The sequence below is a fragment of the Microbacterium ureisolvens genome (genome assembly GCF_015278315.1).
Classification (GTDB): Bacteria; Actinomycetota; Actinomycetes; order Actinomycetales; family Microbacteriaceae; genus Microbacterium; species Microbacterium ureisolvens.
The window spans coordinates 178,801-198,303 of sequence record NZ_JADIJE010000006.1 but is presented as its reverse complement, the minus strand read 5'-3'; the positions used below and the strand labels follow the sequence as shown (position 1 = coordinate 198,303).

The 19,503-nt window shown below is 70.5% G+C and carries 18 protein-coding genes; 8 read left to right on the top strand and 10 right to left on the bottom strand.

The features are described from left to right. Positions 1-43: 43 nt before the first annotated feature. Both IM767_RS11550 and IM767_RS11545 read right to left on the bottom strand, forming a co-directional pair. Positions 44-529 (bottom strand): Fur family transcriptional regulator, encoded by a 486-nt coding sequence (locus IM767_RS11550; protein ID WP_109209955.1) that lies wholly within the window; start codon positions 527-529, stop codon positions 44-46. 55 nt (positions 530-584) lie between these two features. Then, positions 585-1,580, bottom strand: a complete 996-nt coding sequence (locus IM767_RS11545) for a stage II sporulation protein M (RefSeq protein WP_109209954.1) — start codon at positions 1,578-1,580, stop codon at positions 585-587. Positions 1,581-1,596: 16 nt separating this feature from the next. Between IM767_RS11545 and IM767_RS11540 the strand changes: the two genes are divergently transcribed. Next, on the top strand, positions 1,597-2,442 hold the full coding sequence (locus IM767_RS11540; protein ID WP_109209953.1) for an RDD family protein: 846 nt from the start codon (positions 1,597-1,599) through the stop codon (positions 2,440-2,442). 82 nt (positions 2,443-2,524) lie between these two features. Here the strand turns inward: IM767_RS11540 and IM767_RS11535 are convergent, their stop codons facing one another. From IM767_RS11535 to IM767_RS11525, 3 genes are all read right to left on the bottom strand, one after another. Continuing rightward, positions 2,525-3,118, bottom strand: coding sequence for a fasciclin domain-containing protein (locus IM767_RS11535; protein WP_109209952.1), 594 nt, complete (start codon positions 3,116-3,118; stop codon positions 2,525-2,527). Between the two features lie 109 nt (positions 3,119-3,227). Then, complete coding sequence (gene ahcY, locus IM767_RS11530; protein ID WP_109209951.1) at positions 3,228-4,727, bottom strand: adenosylhomocysteinase; 1,500 nt, start codon at positions 4,725-4,727, stop codon at positions 3,228-3,230. Between the two features lie 57 nt (positions 4,728-4,784). Beyond that, positions 4,785-4,991, bottom strand: a complete 207-nt coding sequence (locus IM767_RS11525) for a DUF3499 family protein (RefSeq protein ID WP_109210080.1) — start codon at positions 4,989-4,991, stop codon at positions 4,785-4,787. Between the two features lie 204 nt (positions 4,992-5,195). On the opposite strand from IM767_RS11525, the gene IM767_RS11520 reads away from it, so the two are divergent. Then, a complete protein-coding gene (locus IM767_RS11520; RefSeq protein WP_194398870.1) occupies positions 5,196-5,636 on the top strand; it encodes a metallopeptidase family protein in 441 nt (146 codons plus the stop codon). 29 nt (positions 5,637-5,665) lie between these two features. On the opposite strand, the gene IM767_RS11515 is transcribed toward IM767_RS11520, so the two are convergent. The 4 genes from IM767_RS11515 to manA all read right to left on the bottom strand — a co-directional run bounded on the left by IM767_RS11515 (position 5,666) and on the right by manA (position 11,688). Beyond that, positions 5,666-7,069 carry a DUF5719 family protein gene (locus tag IM767_RS11515; protein WP_109209950.1) on the bottom strand — a complete coding sequence of 468 codons (1,404 nt, stop codon included), beginning with the start codon at positions 7,067-7,069 and terminating at the stop codon, positions 5,666-5,668. Continuing rightward, positions 7,066-9,927 carry a glycosyltransferase gene (locus IM767_RS11510; protein WP_109209949.1) on the bottom strand — a complete coding sequence of 954 codons (2,862 nt, stop codon included), beginning with the start codon at positions 9,925-9,927 and terminating at the stop codon, positions 7,066-7,068. The genes IM767_RS11515 and IM767_RS11510 overlap by 4 nt, the downstream gene beginning before the upstream one ends. Positions 9,928-10,013: 86 nt before the next feature. Next, positions 10,014-10,340, bottom strand: coding sequence for a WhiB family transcriptional regulator (locus IM767_RS11505; protein ID WP_082497093.1), 327 nt, complete (start codon positions 10,338-10,340; stop codon positions 10,014-10,016). Positions 10,341-10,539: 199 nt separating this feature from the next. Then, positions 10,540-11,688 (bottom strand): mannose-6-phosphate isomerase, class I, encoded by a 1,149-nt coding sequence (manA, locus tag IM767_RS11500; RefSeq protein WP_109209948.1) that lies wholly within the window; start codon positions 11,686-11,688, stop codon positions 10,540-10,542. A 107-nt stretch (positions 11,689-11,795) separates the two neighbouring features. Here manA and IM767_RS11495 point away from each other — a divergent pair, with 107 nt between their 5' ends. The 3 genes from IM767_RS11495 (at position 11,796) to IM767_RS11485 (ending at position 15,653) form a co-directional block, all read left to right on the top strand. After that, positions 11,796-13,259 (top strand): O-antigen ligase family protein, encoded by a 1,464-nt coding sequence (locus IM767_RS11495; RefSeq protein ID WP_109209947.1) that lies wholly within the window; start codon positions 11,796-11,798, stop codon positions 13,257-13,259. Beyond that, entirely contained in the window at positions 13,256-14,596 is a 1,341-nt protein-coding gene (locus IM767_RS11490; protein WP_109209946.1) for an O-antigen ligase family protein, read from the top strand. Before IM767_RS11495 ends, IM767_RS11490 begins: the two co-directional genes overlap by 4 nt. A gap of 70 nt (positions 14,597-14,666) precedes the next feature. Continuing rightward, a complete protein-coding gene (locus tag IM767_RS11485) occupies positions 14,667-15,653 on the top strand; it encodes a glycosyltransferase (protein ID WP_109209945.1) in 987 nt (328 codons plus the stop codon). 170 nt (positions 15,654-15,823) lie between these two features. Here the strand turns inward: IM767_RS11485 and IM767_RS11480 are convergent, their stop codons facing one another. Further along, positions 15,824-16,360 carry a hypothetical protein gene (locus IM767_RS11480; RefSeq protein ID WP_162564256.1) on the bottom strand — a complete coding sequence of 179 codons (537 nt, stop codon included), beginning with the start codon at positions 16,358-16,360 and terminating at the stop codon, positions 15,824-15,826. Between the two features lie 100 nt (positions 16,361-16,460). On the opposite strand from IM767_RS11480, the gene IM767_RS11475 reads away from it, so the two are divergent. The 3 genes from IM767_RS11475 to IM767_RS11465 are packed head-to-tail and all read left to right on the top strand — an operon-like array spanning position 16,461 to position 19,440. Further along, the gene (locus tag IM767_RS11475; protein ID WP_109209943.1) at positions 16,461-17,660 is read left to right on the top strand and encodes a nucleotide sugar dehydrogenase; all 1,200 of its coding nucleotides are present in this window, start codon (positions 16,461-16,463) and stop codon (positions 17,658-17,660) included. After that, a complete protein-coding gene (locus tag IM767_RS11470; protein WP_109209942.1) occupies positions 17,657-18,412 on the top strand; it encodes a glycosyltransferase in 756 nt (251 codons plus the stop codon). Before IM767_RS11475 ends, IM767_RS11470 begins: the two co-directional genes overlap by 4 nt. Continuing rightward, positions 18,412-19,440, top strand: a complete 1,029-nt coding sequence (locus tag IM767_RS11465; RefSeq protein ID WP_109209941.1) for an NAD-dependent epimerase/dehydratase family protein — start codon at positions 18,412-18,414, stop codon at positions 19,438-19,440. The genes IM767_RS11470 and IM767_RS11465 overlap by 1 nt, the downstream gene beginning before the upstream one ends. The last annotated feature ends 63 nt before the right edge of the window (positions 19,441-19,503 follow it).

Genomic DNA, 19,503 nt, shown 5'->3' with positions numbered 1-19,503 from the left:
GGCTTCCTTCCAATCGGGGTGGGCTATGGATTCGGACAGGACGTCACAGGGGTGCGCCGGCGGCACCGGCATCGACGGCGGCCGCCTCCGCCTCGGCGCACGTGGGGCACACGCCCCAGAAGGTCACCTCGGCCACCTGCACGGCGTAGCCGTGCGCGTCGGACGGCGTCAGGCAGGGCGCCGCGCCGACGATGCAGTCGACGTCTTCGACGGCACCGCAGCGCGAGCAGATGAGGTGGTGGTGATTGTCGTCGACACGGAGTTCGAACAGGCCCGGGTGCCCGGCGGGCTCGATGCGGCGGGCGAGGCCGGCGTCGACGAAGTCGCCGAGTGCGTTGTACACGGATTGCAGACTCGTGCCGGGCAGCGTCTCGGCCACGACGCCGAAGATCGCGTCGGCGCTCGCGTGCGGGTGCGCCCGGAGCGCCTCGACGACCGCCCGCCGCGAGTCCGTGACCCGCAGTCCCGCGGCACGCAGTCGTACCGCCGTGTCGATGGCGCGCGCATCGACGTGCGTGTGCGGGGTCATGCCTCAACCCTACCGTTGTTTTGAGTCATTCAAAACAGTGGTATGCGGCTGCGGGTCACCCGGCGACGAGGGTCGGCGTGCCGGCTTCGTACTCGGTGAGGTCGCCGGTCTCCCCCAGCCGGTCCGCCCGCCGGCCGACCACGAGCATGTACGCGAGGAACAGTCCGAGCGCCGCCGCGCCGATGCCGATCTTGAGCGGCCAGGGCCACGGCTGCGCCGTCACGAAGCCCTCGATGACACCCGACACCCCGAGCGCGATGATGAGGCCGATCGCGATCGTGGCCAGCGAGCGGCCCGCCGACGCGAGCGATTCGCCGCGCGAGCGCCGCCCGGGCGCCACCCACGCCCAGAAGATCTGCAGCCCCGCAGCACCGGCGACGAAGATGCACGTCAGCTCGAGCAGACCGTGAGGGAGGATATAGAGCACGAACACGTCGCCGCGGTCGAACGCCGCCATGACCGCGGCCGCGCTGCCGACGCCGACGGCGTTCTGGACCAGCACCATCACCGGCCACGCGCCGGTGATGCCGAACAGCACGCACTGCGCCGCGATCCATGCGTTGTTGGTCCACACCGTTCCCGCGAACACGGCGGCCGGGTTCTCGCTGTAGTACTCGGTGAACTCGTTCTCGGCGTACTGTTCGAGCTCGGCTCGGCTGCCGAGGCTCGCGACCAGCACCGGATCTCCCGAGACCCAGACCGCCACGATCGCCACCACCGCGACGAAAGCGGCCGCGATGACCGCCGTCGTCCACCGCACCCGGTAGAGCGCCGCCGGCAGCTGCAGCGCGAAGAACCGCGGGATCTGCCGCACGACGTTCTCCGGAGCACCGGTCAGGCGAAGGCGGGCGCGACCGAGCATCGTCGAGATGTGGTCGCCCTGCACGCTCCGGCCGGCCGAGGTCTTGGCGTCGGCGAGGTCGGCGGAAGCCGCCCGATAGCGGGTGACGAGCTCGTCGACCTCGGCGCCGGAGAGCCGACGGGTGCGGCTGAGCTCGTCGAGCCGTGCCCACTCCTCGCGCCGGGCGGCCGTCAACGCGTCGAGGTCCATGCGCTTTACTGTAGCCATGACCGCTGAGCGCCCCGCGATCGTCGACATCCATCAGGACGAGGTGCTCACCGGAGAGGCGGTCGCTCTCGATGTGCAGCCGCTGGGCTTCTTCCTGCGCGCGCTGGGCGTCTTCATCGACATGCTGATCGGGGTCGCCTTCCTGGTGCTGTTCGCCCTGGTGACGGCCTGGCTGGCGGGCCTCGGCGCGATCGACGCGGCCATCGTGCCGATCCTCACGATCGTCGTGCTCGTGCTGGTCCTCATCGTGATCCCGACGGTCGTCGAGACGACCACCCGGGGCCGCAGTCTCGGCAAGCTCGCCGTCGGCGGGCGGATCGTCCGCACCGACGGCGGGGCTGCCGGGTTCCGCCATGCCTTCATCCGCGCGCTCGTCGGCGTGTTCGAGCTGTGGTTCACGGTCGGCGCGGTGGCGGCCCTCGTCGGGGCCTTCACGCCGCGGTCGCAGCGTCTCGGCGACCTCGTCGCCGGCACGTACTCCGAGCGCACCCGCACGCCGCGCCTGCCAGACGTCGCGCTCGGGGTGCCGCCGACGCTGTCGGAATGGGCGGCCGTCGCCGACGTCGCGCGGCTGCCCGAACGCCTCTCGCGCCGCCTCTCCCAGTTCGCCCGCTCCGCCTCGAGCATGGAGCCCGGCGCCCGCGCAAGGGTCGCGGCATCCCTCGCCCGCGAAGCCGCCGAGCACGTCTCACCCGCGCCGGCGGTCGACCCCGAGAGCTTCCTCATCGCCGTCGTCGCCGTGCGCCGCGAGCGCGAGCTGCGCGCGCTGCGGCTCGAGACCGCCCGCGCCGCCGCGCTGGCGGGGCCCGTGTCGGCTCCGCCGCGCGGCTTCCCCGAGCGCTGACGTCAGACGAGCCGCGGCCGCGGCGGGTCGCTCCTCGCGCTCGTGCACCCGAAGAGGGCCCGCCGCGGGGCGGCCGATGAGATCAGGTAGCAGGAACGAGCACGCGATCGATGGTGTGGATGACACCGTTCGTCGCCTGGATGTTGATCGCCCAGGGTACGAGTCGCGGATCCTTCAGCGACGGCGTCTCATCGCGGAGTGTGATTCCGCGCGGCTGGACGGTTCCACCGTCGGCCATCGTGAGCGACCTCGAGAGGAGCACCTTGATCGGTCCGAGGCTCTGGCCGCTGACGACGTGGTAGAGCAGGATGCCGGCGATCTGGTCGACGGTGAACGCGCTGGTGATCGCCGTCAAGGCGTCGGCCTCAGACGCCGGCTCCGAGCCGGTGAGATCCGCCACGAGCCGGAGGAATGCGCGGTCGTTCGGCGCGAACACGGTGAACTGCGTGCCGGAGTCGGAGAGGGTCGCGTCGAGTCCCGTCGCGAGCACCGCCTGTACCAGCAGGTCGTAGTCCCACGGGTTCGCGTCAGGCGCACCACCACCGGAGGCCGCGACCGCGACATCGACGATCGTGCCGGTCGGGGCCGACCCTCCGGTCGCGTGGGCGGGTGCAGCGGCGAGCACCAGACCCGAGGCGGCGACGAGTGCGACGGCGAAACGGAACCTGTTCTTCATTGTCCAGCTCCTTCGGTGTGGCGGCACCCGGCCTGGGGTGGCGGGCATCCGTGAAGGTATTCCGCCCGCACCCGGGATCCGGATGCAGCCGCGCCGAAAGTCGCGGCTGTCAGTAGCGGTAGTGGTCGAGCTTGTACGGACCCTCTACCGGCACCCCGATGTACGAGGCCTGCTGGGGCGTGAGCTCGGTCAGCTGCACGCCCAGTGCGTCAAGGTGCAGGCGTGCGACCTTCTCGTCGAGGTGCTTGGGCAGCACGTACACCGCGGTCGGGTAGTCGTCGCACTTGGTGAACAGCTCGATCTGCGCGAGCACCTGGTTCGTGAACGACGCGCTCATGACGAAGGACGGATGCCCCGTCGCGTTGCCCAGGTTCAGCAGGCGGCCCTCGCTCAGCACGAGCACGCTGTGTCCGCCCGGCAGACGCCACTCGTGCACCTGCGGCTTGATCTCGATGCGCTCGACACCGGGCAGGGCTTCGAGGCCCGCCATGTCGATCTCGTTGTCGAAGTGGCCGACGTTTCCGACGATCGCGAGGTGCTTGAGCTTCTGGAGATCGTCGACGGTGACGACGTCCTTGTTGCCCGTGCCGGTGATGAGGATGTCGACCTGGTCGGCGACGTCGGCGAGCCGTGCCACCTGATAGCCGTCCATCGCGGCCTGCAGCGCGCAGATCGGGTCGACCTCGCTGACGATGACCCGCGCACCCTGGCCGCGAAGCGCCTCGGCGGCTCCCTTGCCGACGTCGCCGTAGCCGCACACGAAGGCGACCTTGCCGCCCATCAGCACGTCGGTGGCGCGGTTGATGCCGTCCGGGAGCGAGTGGCGGATGCCGTACTTGTTGTCGAACTTCGACTTCGTCACGGAGTCGTTCACGTTGATCGCGGGGAACAGCAGATCGCCGGATGCCGCGAGCTCGTAGAGGCGGTGGACGCCCGTGGTGGTCTCCTCCGTCACCCCGAGAAGGTCGGCCGCCATGCGCGTGAAGCGCTGCGGGTCGCGCACGAGGCTCGCGCGGAGCGTGTCGAGGACGATGCGGTACTCGGCGGAATCGTCGGCTGCGGCATCCGGAACCGCGCCCGCCTTCTCGAATTCGACGCCCTTGTGCACGAGGAGGGTCGCGTCGCCGCCGTCGTCGAGGATCATGTTCGGGCCGTCGAAGCCCTCCGCGGTCCAGTCGAAGATGCGGTCGGCGAGGCGCCAGTACTCCTCGAGGTTCTCGCCCTTCCACGCGAACACCGGCACGCCGGCCGGCGTCTCGACGGTGCCGGTCGGGCCCACCACGACGGCGGCGGCCGCCTCGTCCTGCGTCGAGAAGATGTTGCAGCTCGCCCAGCGCACCTGGGCGCCGAGGGCGACCAGCGTCTCGATCAGCACCGCGGTCTGCACCGTCATGTGCAGCGACCCGGCGATGCGGGCGCCCTTGAGCGGCTGCGAGGCGCCGAACTCCTCGCGCAGCGCCATGAGTCCGGGCATCTCGTTCTCGGCGAGGCGCAGCTGATGCCGGCCGGCCTCCGCGAGCGAGAGGTCCGCGACCTCGTACTCGAAGCCGTCCGCGGACTCGGCGACGGCAGGGCTGGTGGACGTGGCGACGGGCGTGTGGGTCGGCATCCGCCTATTCTCCCACGCCTTCTCCGACGCCCGCCGCGGGCGCCGGCGAGAGCCGGGTCAGGCGCGGAGGGTCTCGTGGCGTACGACGACCCAGCCCTTGGGCACCGACAGCCGGTCGGTGTGGATCGCGCAGAGGTCGTGCGCGTGGGGGTCGCCCACGGCGCCGAGGGGGCCGAGGGCGGCCATCTGGTCGCCGTAGTCATAGGTGAGGGTCGAGACCGCCTCACGGGCGCAGCCGACCTTGGAGCAGACTCTCTCGCGCATCGGGACGACGCTACCGCGCACCCGGGACACGGAGACGGATGCCGCGCCGCACGATCCCACGCGGGGCTTCGGCTCTCGTCACGGGGCGGGGTCGGTCCTCAGCTGAGGACGTGCGCCGAGATGCGGGGCGGATCACGCCGTCCGCTCCGCACGTAGGCCCCGATCCTCGTCTGAGGACGTCCCGCCGCGACCTAGGATGGGGGCATGGCGTGGCGTCGGACCCGGACCAGCGAGCGCGCGCCGCGGCGCGCGTCCCGTCACGGACGGCACGGTCGCGAGGGGCGCAGCTCCGTGGTGCGACCGCCGCTTCCCCCGCTCGACACCCGGGTGGACCGCTTCGACCTGTCTGTGGGCACCGCCGCGGAGTTCCTGCGGTCGGCATGGCCTGAACTGCGAGACGTGCGCTTCGAGGTCGCCGACATGCCGGCGGCGACCGGCGACGACGGCATCCCGCGGTGGACGGTCCTGCCGGATGAGCACCGGATCATCCTGTATCGCCTGCCGATCGAGCGGCTCAGCCACCTCCACCGCGACGACGAGCTGCACCGCCGGATGCTGGTCGAGGGCGCGGTCTTCCGTGCGGCCGCCGAGTACCTCGACCGCGATCCCTGGGATCTCGGTCCGGAGCGCTTCCGCTACTTCTGACACGACGGATCCCTCCGGAGTCGGCCGGCTCAGGGGTAGACGATGACCGCTCGGGTGGCGACATCCGCCGGCCACACCGGCACGCCCGCCAGGGCGCCGTCGCCCGCGAACGACAGTCCCGCCCGCACCGGGGCCGCCGGGTCGATCGAGTAGAGGGTGCGTGTCATCAGGCGCACGGCGACCGACGAATTCGCCGGAACCGTGACATCCAGCGGCGCACCGCCGCCCGCCGGGGTCACCGCCACCGCGACCGGCTCGCCCGTCGGGTTGACGACCGAGAGCGACGGGGTGGGTCCGCCGGGCGTCGCGAACAGCGACGGCACCGCGACTTCCGGCGCCGGCGTGAACCAGGCGAAGTCGTCGCCGGCGGCGATCCCCGTCGCCTGCCACACCGCGGCGACGACCGGGGAATCGGCGGCAACCGTCACCGTGTACGCGCCCGCGCTGAGTCCGTTGATGGCGAGCTCCAGCGGCTTGCCGGCCTCGAGGGCGACCTGCTCGGGCTCGCGCAGCGGCTCGGCACGGCCGACCGCGGTCACGGTCACCCGGGCCGAGACGGCGACCGCGGGCGACAGCATCCGCAGCACCGTCACCTCCTCGGCGGCGTCGGCGGTCGCGGGCCGCTCCACGGTGATGCCCGTGATGACCTGGGTCGGCTCCGCCTGCGCGACCGGCCCCACCTGGTCCACGCCTCCCGGAGTCAGCGTGCGGGTGATGCTCGCCTGCAGTGAAGCGTGCACCGGCGCGCCGACGGCCGAGACCCGGACCACCGGCGTCTCCTCGCCGAACGCGAGCCCGGCCAACGGCACAGCGCGCTGCGTTCCGGGCGACACGACCAGGTCCACACCGCCGGGAGGCGACTGCGGTCCGGCAGCGCCGTACACCGTCAGCTGCACCGTGGCCGGCACCGTGCCGGGGTTCGCGATCAGAACGAGGTCGGCGGCGCCCGTCGCACCCGAGCCTCCGATGAGCCAGGAGTCCAGCAGCGGCGGGCGGCAGGCCGAAGCAGCGAAGCCCGAGAGGTCGTCGGCCGATGCGGTGGCCGCGCCGGTCGCGGCCACGTCGACGGCCTGGCCGTCGAACGGCGGCGCGGTGTAAGCGAGCGGGCCGGGGCCGACTCCGGTGGTCTCCAGCCGCTGCTCGGCCGGAGGCTCTCCATCGGCCACACCGGCGACCACGGACTGCGGCGCTGCGACCGAGATGGCGTCGGCGTCCGCCGGATTGCGCCCGATCGACAGGAGCGGGCCGTCGCACGAGATCACCGAGGCGGCGGGCGCCGGCGTCGCCGGCACCGTCAGCGGCTCCCGGTCGAGCGTGGGCCACGGCACCGACACCGCGGTGACGACGGCGATCACGGCCCCGACCGACACGGCCGTGCCGATCAGCAGCCGGGCGCTCGTCGTCGCCCAGCGGAACACTCGGCGGTCGCTCATCGTCCCTCCTGCCAGTGAGGCCCTACCACGCGAGGCGTGCGGCGCGCTTCTCGCACCGACGTCGCTGTCGGCACGGCCAGCAGCAGCGCGATCCCGAACACCGCGAGCTGGCCGAACGCGATCCATCTGCCGGCGGCGATGGCGGATGCCGGCTCCTCGGCTCGTGGCGCGAGCTCGTCGACGACGCGCCAGAGCTCGCCCTTGGCCGTGTCTCCGACCACGACCAGCGTCTCGCGCTGCCCCAGCGCCGTCATGGCCGAGAGCCGCAGCGTCCGCGCCGCGTCCGTCTCGGGCGGCGCGGCGGGCGCGAGCAGGATGAACCCGACCCCGCGGTCGGCGAGCTGGGCCACGACGTCCTCAGACGAGGGGGTGACCAGGTCAGCGGCGATCAGCGCGAGCTCGTCGTCCTGCGGGGTCGGCGTCGTACGGGCCGCAAGCAGCGTGCTCTGACCGCCGATCGTCTCGCTCGCGCCCCACACGATCTGCGCTGCGACACCACCGTCGGACTGGGGTGTCAGCACGATCGTGCCCACGTCGGGATCGTCCCGCCCCTCGGCGGCGACGAACGCGGGCAGCGTGCTCGCGGGACCGTTCGCCAGTGTCGCAGCCTCGCGAGTGAATGCCGTGAGCGACGGCACGGCCAGCACTCCCGCCCCGATGAGGACGAGCGCGGCTGCCAGGCCCCGCACGAGGGCGACGCGCGGCGCCAGGCCGGCGTCGAGTGCCACGAGCGCGCCGCCCAGGGCGCCCAGCCACCCGAGGCTCAGGCCGGTCCCCGGCCACAGCGGCACGGTGACCGACTGCACGAAGGCGACCGACACGCCGACGGCCGCGAAGGCGGTGGCGAGGCCGAGCGCCGTGACGAAGAGCATCGCGATGCCCACCGCCCACCGCTGCGTGAGCGGCGCAGCCAGGGCGAGCAGCGCGAGCGGCACGCTCAGGAGCGGCACCCACCACGTCGGCCCGTCGGGCAGGAGGGTGGCCCATCCGGCGAGGTCGGGAGTGGGGATGCCGGCGGCCAGGAGGGCTCGGCCGGACGCGTCCGCTCCCACCTGAGGGCCGGCCCACGGCACGCCGGGGTCGGCGAGGAGGCCCCAGGCACGGCCGCTGACGATGGCGCCCACCACCAGCGGCGCGGCGAGTGCGAGCGACGGGATCAGCGTCCAGATCAGGCGCGCCACGCCGCGACCGGAGCGCAGGAAGACCGCGAGCAGCAGTGCCGCCAGCCACAGCACGATCGCGGCCGGGGCGAGCGACGGTGCGCTCGCGAGCACCGCGGCGAGCAGGATCGATGTCGCGCCCGCTCCCGCCCACGAACGATGCGCCACGGCGCCGGCGTAGAACAGCCACGGGAGCAGCAGGTGAAGGATCACGCCCGTCGGGCGGCCCTGGGCGAGGGCGACGACGAACGTCGGGGCGAGCGCCCACACCGCGCCGCCGAGGAGCCTGAGGCTCGCCCGCTCGGTGACGCGCGTCGCCGCGAACCAGCCGCCGAGCGCCGCGAGCGGCAGCGCGAGAATCCACAGGAGCACGACCGCGCGCGAGGTCGCCCACGGCCACAGCGTGCCGAGCACCGCGACGACCGCGGAGAACGGGTCGGCGGCCGAGATCGTGGCGAGGCCGAGCGCGCGCTGACCGTAGAGGGCCTCGTCCCACAGCTGACCCACCGTCGTCGCGAGGGGCTGCAGTGCCCCGCCGCCGAGCACCGGCCAGGCCAGCAGCGCGGGGAAGGCGGCGACCGACAGCACGAGGGCCGCCAGCACGAGCCAGGCGCCACCACCGACGAAGAACTTCAGGTCGCTGCGGCGGTGGCCGCCGATCGCGATCTCGGGATCGTCGTCGAGTCGCTCCCGCAGCTCGCCCTGGCTCGTCCGCAGCGGGGCGATCTGGCTCCACGGCGCGGTGCGCGCGCGGGCCAGGCGACGGCGGGCACGCAGGACCGGAACGATGCCGACCAGCACCGTCGCGGCCGCCGCCCACTCCGATGGGATGCGGCCGGGCTGCTTGCGGGCGAGGTCGACGATCGTGCGCCACAGCGCCAGCGGCAGCAGCGAAAGCCAGTGCAGCGGGGCGGCGAACGCGGGGGCGTACACGAGCCGCCGGTGCAGCTGCGCCACCCGCTCGGCGAACACCGCGCGTCGCCGTCGCTGCGGGGTCAGCGGGCTCGGCAGCCCGGCCACGCCGTCGCCCGCGACGGCCACCAATGCCGCCGGGACCAGCGACACGCGGCCTCCGGCCAGTCGCGCACGCACCCCGAGGTCGAGTCCCTCGTCGGCGCCGGCGAGCCCACGGTCGAGGCCCGACAGCCCCGCCCACGCGTCGGCGCGCACGAGGATCGCCCGGACGTCCACGCCGAGCACATCCTCGCGCGCGTCGTGCTGGCCCTGGTCGAGCTCGCCGTCGGCGAGGCCCACCGCGCGGCCGAAGCGGGTCATCCCGACGCCGAGCGAGACGATCTCCGAGCGGTCGTCCCAGCGCACGAGCTTGGGCGCGACGAAGGCCGCTGAGGGTGAAAGCTCGAGCGCGCCCGCGAGCCGCGCGAGCGCATCGGGCTCCGGCGCGGTGTCCTGGGCGAGCAGCCACAGCGCGTCGCCCTCGAGCTTCGGCGAGACCAGGGCCGTCGCCGCCGCGTACGAGGTCGAGGGCGGCGCCTTCACGACGGACTCGGCGCCTGCGGCATCTGCGATCTCGATCAGATGCTCGTCGCCGCCGCACAGGACGATCGTGAGCAGGTCGACGGGCCGCGTCTGCTCGGCGAGCGCAGCGAGGGTCCGTCGCAGATGGAACGCCGCGGGAGTGCGACCATCGGGACGCACCACCAGGACGGCGTGGACTCGGTTCGACGTTGCGGCGGGCATGTCCTCGTCAGCCTAGGCGCGCTCCTGGACGACCCCGGGCGCACGCGCCGGGTCGGCCGGATCGAACCGGCCGACCGGCGTGCGCGTCAGCCCGCTCGCCGCTTGAGCTTGCGACGCTCCCGTTCGCTCAGACCGCCCCAGATGCCGAACCGCTCGTCGTTCTGGAGCGCGTACTCGAGGCATTCGCCCCGGACGTCGCACGACGTGCAGATGCGCTTGGCATCGCGCGTGGAGCCGCCCTTCTCAGGGAAGAACGCCTCCGGGTCGGTCTGCGCGCACAGCGCATCGGTCTGCCATGCGAGCGGATTATCTTCTTCCGCATCGATGTTGCGGCGTACCCCCGGAACCCCCAGTTGAACCGGATCGACGAACCAGTCGTCGGGAACGCCGGAACGGAATTGCGAAACCGTCATGTCGTTCTCACCCCCGTGATCCTGCTCGGTACTGCGATCCTGCTCCACGCTGGTGCGTGTACCGATAATTACACCCGTGTAGTTCGGTGAGGTCAAGTCGCAGATAGTAAAGGCTCAACCGGCTCTTGAACCTTCACGACGCGCCGACGGCGTGTCGCGCTGTGATAACAGTCCGATGAGAAACCCGTGAAGCGGTCCGTCACCGGCCGGGCAGGGCGATGAAGAGCTGCCCCTCCCCCGACACCCGCACCCCGCCTTCGTCGGGCGTGACCAGCACCGCGTCGCCGGGCGCGAGCGCGGCCGAGGAGTCCGTGGTGCGGGCAGCCAGGCGCGGCGCACCCGCCGTCGCCAGCGCGATCGCGGGGCCGTCGAGGGGGACGTCGACCCCCTCCGAGGTCGGCGCGACGGCGAGCAGCGCGAAGTCGGCGACGGGGACGTCGTATCGACGGATGCCGTCTCCCAGGGTCCGCGGGGTGATCACCGGAGGCATGCTCGGCGTCGGGTCGAGCACGCTCACGAGCTCCGCCGCGTCGACGTGCTTGGGCGTGAGGCCGCCCCTCAGCACGTTGTCGCTCGCCGCCATGAGCTCGACGCCGAGTCCCTCGAGGTAGGCGTGCAGCACGCCTGCCGGCACGAAGAGCCCCTCGCCGCGCCGCAGCGTGACGAGGTTCATGAGCAGCGCCACGACGATGCCCGGGTCGCCGGGGAACCCGGCATCGAGCGTCCGGGCGAGCTCCAGCTCGGCGGCGAACTCGTCCGACTCGGCGGCGACCGCGGCGGCGATGACCTCGCGCGCGGCGTCGGCCCCGTCGGACAGCAGCCAGCCGATGATCGCCGTGAGCGAGGCATCCGTCCCCTGCAGACGCTCCGCGAGCGGCGCCGCACCCGGCCCCAGCGCCGCGACGAGGCGACGCGTGGCATCGAGGTCGCGCAGCCCTGCGAGCGCGCGGAAGGTGTCGCTGAGCGCCACGATCAGCTCGGGCTTGTGGTTGGCGTCGCGATAGGTGCGGTGGCCCGCGTCACGGGGAATGCCCGCGGCCTCTTCGCGGGCGAAGCCCGCCTCGGCCTGCGCCTTCGACGGATGCGCCTGGATCGACAGAGCGGATGCCGCGGCCAGCAGCTTCAGCAGGTACGGCAGCGGCTCGGCGATGCCCATGTCGGGCCCCTCGTCGGCGATCCACCGGTCGAGCGTGCGCCCGTCGGGAGTCTCGGACGGGTCGCCGGGGTGGTCGCCGAACCACACCTCCGCCTCGGGGCGGCCGGAGGGCGCGCGGCCCTCGAGCTCGGCGATGAGGGACGGGGAGCCCCACGAGTAATCACGCGGGTCGTTGGCGAGCGGGATCAGCACCCGAACAGCCTAGCGACGGCGCCCTCGATCGCCGTGGCCGGTGACACGCTCCCCCGGGCCGTTCGACCAGCCAGGCGAGTCGAAACGCCCGGGGTACCCTGAGAGCGATGGCCGTCTACTCCAAGCACCCGGCGTCGGCGCCGCCGGAACCGCCGGTCCGCGAGAAGACCGGCCACATCATGCTGCGCGGCTGGTGCATCTTCGTGCTGTTCATGTCGCTCTCGGGCACCGCGTGGGTGAACGCGTTCGGCGAGCTGCCCACGGCCGTCATCACCATCGCCGGCGGCGTGCTCTCGGCGGTGCTGTGGATCGTGGTGCGTCCGCCGGTGCAGTGGCGGCGCCTCCCCTGGTTCGTCGTGGCGTATGTGGCATGGGCGACGCTGTCGCTCGTCTGGTCGGCGTGGCCGCAGACCACCGCCGTCACGCTGCTCCTGCTGTACATCACCACCCTCCAGGCGCTGTTCATCGGCAGCGTGCTCACGTGGCGCGAGCTCGTCCGCGCGGTCGCGTCGGCTCTCAAGTGGGTGATGGCGCTCTCGATCCTCTTCGAGCTGTGGGTCGCCGTCTTCATCGGCGCGCCGATCCTCCCCGGGTTCGTCGTCGACAAGGCCGACGACCCGATCGAGTACTGGTCGCGCAACAACCTCTTCGACTTCCCCGGCCGCCTCCAGGGGATCATGGGCAACGCCAACCTGCTGGCGCCGGTCGCCCTGCTCGCTGTCGTGGTGTTCGCCATCCGGCTCGCCTCCGGCGCGCCGCGACGGACGTTCCTGTGGATCTGGATCGGCCTGTCGAGCTACCTCTTCGTGCGAGCCGGCTCGGCGACCGCCTACCTCGCGGCCGCGGCCGTCGCCGTCGTGCTCGTGACCGTGCTGCTGATGCGCACGGCCACCAAGCCGGGCGAGCGCACGAAGTACTACGTCGCGTACGCGCTCGTCGGCGTCGGAGGACTTGTGGCGCTGTGGCTGCTGCGCGACACGATCTTCACCGCCCTCGGCCGCAGCGCCGACCTCACGGGACGCGAGGCGATCTGGGACGCGGTGCGCAGCCGGGCGGCCGAGAGACCCTGGACCGGCTGGGGCTTCGCGACGCCCTGGGTGCCCTCCGACCCCGCCTTCGACGGCTGGATCATCGATCACGGCCAGACGGTGATGCAGGCGCACAACATGTGGATCGACGTCGCGATGCAGTTGGGCATCATCGGCGTCGTGCTCCTCGCGCTGCTGTACTTCGCATTCGTGTGGCGCGCCTGGTTCTTCGCGATCGACCGGCCCCGCTGGGATCTCCGAGCCGACCGCCCGTACTCCCCGCTCACGCTCCTGCCCACCCTCGTCGGGGCGATCCTGCTCGTGCAGGGCCTCGCCGAGTCGAGCCCGCTTCTGCTGTGGGGCTGGCTCTTCGTGGTCATGCTCGGCGCCAAGATCAAGCAGTCGCCGCACGTCGGCGTGGGGCCCGCCGAGCAGAGCGCGGCCATCGAGCGGGGCGAGGCGATCGCGCGCGAGGATGCATCCGGCCGCGAGCCGGGGAGCGAACCCGCGTCCCCGCGCCGCCCCGCGGGGCGCGGCGCGTGACCGACGCGTCGCAGTCCGCGTCGCCCGGGTGGCTGGGCGCGCTGCTGGCCTCGGCATCCTTCGCCCGCGCTTTCACCCTCGTCGTCTTCGCGACGGTGTTCTCGGCCTTCGCCATCGAGCGGATCGCGGGCCGCGTCACCTACGTCACCGTCGTCACGGGACTGTGCGTGTTCGGCGCGGCGGTCATGGTCGCCCGCCGCCGGGAGATCTCGCTGCTGCGCCTGGTGCCGACCACTGTCGTGGTGTTCGTGGGCTGGGCGTTCGCCAGCATCTTCTGGAGCAGCGACAGCGGCGCGTCGTTCTGGAACTGGATGTCGCTGGCGGCGATCGCCTTCCTCGCCGTCGTCATCGGCCATGTCCGCGACACGCTGCAGACCGTCAGGGCGCTCGGCGACGTCCTGCGGGTGCTGCTGGGCCTCTCGCTCGCCCTCGAGCTGCTGTCGGGCATCCTGCTGGACACACCGTTCACGTTCCTCGGCATCCAGGGAAACCTCGCCCAGCTCGGGCCCGTGCAGGGGATCTTCGGCACGCGCAACCTCCTGGGCTTCGTCGCCGTGATGGCCCTCATCACCTTCCTCATCGAGTACCGCACGCAGTCGGTGCCCCCGGGGCTCTCGGTGGTCTCGGTCGTGCTGGCGGGCGGCATGGCCGCCCTGAGCGACTCGCCCACCGTGGTCGTCCTCGCGATCGCAGTGGGCCTCGCGGTCGGCGCACTCGCCCTGGTGCGCCACGCGCGCCCGCAGCGCCGAGCCGGCCTGCAGCTCGCGCTCGGGGCCCTCGTCGTCATCGGCGTGTTCGTCGGCTATGCGGCGCGGCATCCGATCATCGCGCTGCTGGGCGCCGGGACCGACTTCTCGATGCGCGTCGAACTGTGGAACTTCATGGTCGACATCCTCCGCCAGAAGCCCGTGCAGGGCTTCGGCTGGTTCGGCGTCTGGGACAAGCAGGAGTATCCCTTCAACGCCATCAACTTCTGGCTCGACACCAACCACGCCACGGGCTTGAACGCATACTTCGACGTGGCGCTGCAGCTCGGCTGGGTCGGGCTCGTGCTCTTCCTCGCGCTCGGCGCGCTGGCCCTGGCGAGGTCGTGGCTCGTCGCCGGCGAGCGCCGGTCCGTCGTCTACGCCTGGACGCCCCTCATGCTCGTGGCGCTCCTCGTGGACTCGATGTTCGAGAGCTTCACGCTCACCGGGCTGGGCTGGCTCATGCTCGTCCTGTGCGCTGTGAGGGCCGGCCAGTCGCGGTCGTGGCGCGAGAGCCTCGGTGCCGGAACGGATGCCGGTGGCGCGGGCGGCGCGGAGGGGTCGGGGCTTCCTCACGCCCAGGGTGAGTAGGACCGGGGCAGGGTAGGCTTCTCTCCGGCCCGACGTCTCGGCGCCCGCCACCCTTCTCCGGAGACCTCCCGTGACCCACGCCTCGTCCGCCGCGCAGTTCGACCCCGCCACCGCGACCATCGCCGTCGTCACGTTCAACCGGTCGGGCCTGTTGACGCGCCTCCTGACGAGCATGACGCAGATGGACCCCAAGCCGGGGCACATCGTGATCATCGACAACGCATCGACCGACGACACCACAGACGTCGTCGAGTCCTTCCGTGAGAGCCTCGAGCCCTCCGCGCTCGTGTACCGCCGACTCGAGACCAACACCGGGGGCTCGGGTGGGTTCAGCGAGGGCATGCGTGTGGCCTACGAGCTCGGCTCGGAATGGATCTGGCTCATGGACGACGACGTCGAGGTGCTGCCCGATGGCCTGGCGAAGATGGGCAAGTGGGCGCCGCGCTTCAAGAGCATCCAGGGCCGCCGCTACGACTACGACGGCAGCGAGTTCTACTGGCAGTACCGCGTTGCCGAGCCCCTCGGCATCCCCATTCCGTTCGCTCCCGCCCACTTCGACGAGTCGGGCTACAAGCCGATGAACTCGGGGTGCTTCGAGGGCATGTTCATCCACCGCGACATCGTCGGCCAGATCGGCCTGCCCGACCCGCGGTTCTTCATCTACTGGGACGACCAGATGTACGGCTGGCTCGCCTCTCGCAAGACCGAGTCGGTGATCGTCGACGAGTTCGTGCTGCGGCGCACGCGTGAGATCAAGCAGTGGGACATGGGCATCCGCCACATGAATGCTTCGAGCAACGCCTACCGCTACTACATCATGCGCAATCGGGCATACATCAAGAAGTACTACCGATCGCTCGACGTCTACAAGCCGCTGCTGTTCGGTCTCGGTACCACGCTGACGTTCGGCAAGGAGATCATCCGGCTCTTCTTCGTCGAGCGGACCGTGCGCGGGACATCGAACCTGTTCCGCGGTCTGAGGGACGGACGGAAGATCGCGAAGGATGCCTCATGGCAGCCGATGCCTCCGCTCGAGGTGGGTGCGGCTCCGGCCTGAGCCCCGCGCCTCCCGTCCGACTCGCAGGATTCAGCTGCGCGGCCCGGACGAGCGCAGGATGGCGGGGCGAAGACCGCCTGCGCGATCTCGTGAGGACCTGCGCGATCTCAAAGGGGCAGATCGGGGATGAGGTGATGGCTCGATTTCTGCGCTCGCGTGCGGCAGGCGGATCATCGGGTGTACAGCATGAACTGCGAGATCGGCGCCCGACCGCCGCCTTCGACCGAGACGAGGTAACTCACGACCAGGCCGTTCGCCGACTCGGCGGCTCGGCTGACGTAGACGTCGTCCTTCTGCACGCCGCCGTCCGTCCAACCGGCGGCGACAAACGAATCGATCCATTCGTCGGCCGCGGCGACCTGTGACCCTTCGCTGAACAGCGAGCAGGTCGCGGGTGCTCCCGACTGGACGAGGCCGGGGTTCTGCTCCTGGAACTCCTGTGGGGACTGCGTCCCCGACACGGTCACGTCCGGGGCTGCAACCGTCCAGCATTCCGGCAGACCGGCCACGTCGGGCGCATCAGGCGTCATCGGCACCTCGACGCTGGGAGTCGCCGACGGGGCTGAGGAGGGCTCCGATGTCTCCGCCGTGGCCGCGACGGATGGCGACGACGACGGAGTCGGAGCCGCGCCCTCGGGAGCGCAGGCCGCGAGTAGAAGAACGCCGCCCCCGATCAGAACCGCCAGCAGACCGGACTGAGCACGCATGCCGCTAAGTCTAGGTACGGGTGGGAACCCCTCGTGCGAATGGCGGGCGTGCCACTGGGGTATTCTTGCCCAGGTTGTCTGGGACTGAGTGGAGAATTCAATGGCATTCGAGAACGACGTCGTCGTGGTCGGCGGCGGAGGGCACGTCGGACTTCCCCTCGCCATCGCGCTGGCGAGCCGTGGAAAGCGCACGGTCGTCTACGACGTCGCGGAAAGTGCCGTCACGCGCATCCGGCAGGCTCAGATGCCGTTCATCGAGCCTGGCGCGGACGAGGTCCTCGAGACCGTCGTCGCTGCAGGCATGCTCACCGCGTCGACCGACCCGTCGGTGGTCGCAACGGCCGAGAACGTCATCGTGGTGATCGGCACGCCCGTCGACGAGCACCTTAACCCGGACCCCAACGCGATCCCTCGCGCCCTTGCGACCTGTGCACCGTTCTTCCGCGACGGTCAGCTCCTCGCCTTGCGGAGCACCATCTACCCCGGCGTGACTGCTCTCGTCCGTGACATGGTCGCCGACATGGGCATCGAGATGGATGTCGCCTTCTGCCCGGAGCGCATCGCCGAGCACAAGGCGATGACCGAGCTCTTTGAACTGCCGCAGATCGTCTCCGGGTACACGCCCGAAGCCATCGCCCGCGCCGGTGCGCTCTTCGGCGCCCTAACGGAGTCGATCGTCGAGCTGAGCCCGGAGGAAGCGGAGCTCGCCAAGCTCTTCACGAACACGTGGCGCTACATCAAGTTCGCCGCTGTGAATCAGTTCTACATGATGGCCAATTCGAAGGGCGTCGACTTCGAGCGCGTCCGCGCCGGTCTGACGCAGGACTACCCGAGGGCGCAGGATATGCCGGGCGCCGGCTTCGCCGCTGGTCCGTGCCTCTTCAAGGACACGATGCAGCTCGCGGCATTCAGCGACAACACGTTCCAGCTCGGGCACTCCGCGATGCTCGTGAACGAGGGGCTTCCGCTCTACATCGCCAGTCAGCTGGAGCAGAAACACGATCTGTCGAAGATGACGGTGGGAATCCTCGGGATGGCTTTCAAGGCCGGCTCTGACGATATCCGCTCGAGCCTGTCGTACAAGCTTCAGCGCGTGCTGCGCTTCAAGGCCCACGAGGTCATCGCCACCGACCCTCACGTCCCGGCATCTATCGATTCCTCGCTTCTTCCCTTGGACGAAGTGCTCAGCCGCGCCGAGATCCTCATCGTCGCAACTCCTCACAAGGAGTACCGCGACCTTGAGACTGACAAGCCGGTCGCCGACGTCTGGAATATCCTCGGCAACGGAGTGCTCATTTGAGCGCCACGCCGCGCGTATCGATCGTCGTTCCCGCGTATAACGAGGGCGAGGAGATCGCGCCGTTCCTGTCACGCGTCGCAGCCACCGTCTCGCTTCCCTTCGAGCTCCTCGTGGTCGTAGACACGCCGGAGGACACGACCATCCCGGTTGTGGAGCGGATCGCCGTTGAAGACGACCGCATCCGGTGCGTCGTGAACACATATGGACGTGGTCCCGCGCAGGCGATCCGGTACGGGTTCGACACCGCATCAGCCCCCACGGTCGTCGTTACGATGGCTGACGGAAGCGACGACCCCCGTCAGATCGACGAGCTCACCGTGCTGGTGGAACGTGGTGTCGTCGTTGCCGCCGGCAGCAGGTACATGGCAGGCGGGCAGCAGATCGGCGGTCCTCGCCTCAAGCGCACGCTCTCGCGCCTCGCGGGGAACTCGCTGCACTTGTTCGCCGGCATCGGAACGCGCGACGCGACAAACTCGTTCAAGGCCTACAACACCGACTTCGTGCGCACGGTGACGATTCAGTCCCGTGACGGCTTCGAGATCGGCCTCGAACTCACCGCGAAGGCCCGCCGCGCCCGCCTTCCTGTCGCGGAGCTGCCGACGATCTGGCTTGATCGCACCGCTGGGGCCTCGAACTTCCAGCTGCGCAAGTGGATCCCCAAATACTTGCGCTGGTACTTCTTCGCGTTCGGCCGCCCGTTGGCCCTCGCGGAGGTCGCAGACGCCGCTCGCGGCACGAAGGGAAACAGGTAATGGAAAAGGTCCTGATCACCGGCTCCGCCGGCTTCATTGGTGGGTATGTGGTCGAAGAGTTGCTTCGCCAGGGCTACCAGGTCGTCGGAGTGGACAACTACTCCAAGTACGGTCCGGTCAAGAAGTCGTACGACGACAACCCGAACTACGAGCTCGTCATCGCCGACGTCACCGACACCGCTCGCATGACCGAGCTGCTGATGGACTGCGACCATTTCATCGCGGGAGCGGCGCTCATCGGCGGCATCTCGTACTTCCACACCTACCAGTACGACCTCATCGCCGCGAACGAGCGCATCATCGCGTCATCCTGCGACGCCGCCATCGCCTCCAAGAAGGCCGGCGGCAAGCTTAAAAAGGTCACCTACATGTCGTCCTCGATGGTCTTCGAGTCGACCGACCGTTGGCCGTCAAAGGAGGGCGACGAACTCATCGTCCCTCCGCCGCTGTCGTCTTACGGCTTCCAAAAACTGGCTGTCGAGTACTTCGCGCGTGCAGCGAAGGGCCAGTACGACATCGACTACACGATCCTGCGCCCGTTCAACTGCGTCGGCATCGGCGAGTCCCGCGCTCTCGGCGACGTCGAGATCCACTCGGGCAACGTCCAGCTCGCCATGAGCCACGTTGTGCCCGACCTCGTGCAGAAGGTCCTCAAGGGCCAGGACCCGCTGCACATCCTCGGCGAGGGCAACCAGGTGCGTCACTACACGTACGGTGGCGACCTCGCTCGCGGCATCGTGCTCAGCCTGGACCACCCGGCCGCGCTCAACACCGACTTCAACATCTCGACGCCGGTCGGTCACACCGTCACCGAGCTCGCAGAGGTCATCTGGCGCAAGATAAAGGGCCCGGACGTTCCGCTGAACATCGTGCACGACCCGGCCTTCGAGTACGACGTCCAGAAACGCGTGCCGGATGTCACGAAGGCCAAGGAGGTCCTCGGCTTCGAGGCGACCACGACCCTCGACGAGATGCTCGACGAGGTCATCCCGTGGATCAAGAACGCGGTCGCTGAAGGTACGATCTGACGACTGAGCGGCGTGCGGTGGGGTGCTCGACCCCACGCACGCCGTTCGGCCTTCCTGGAAGGA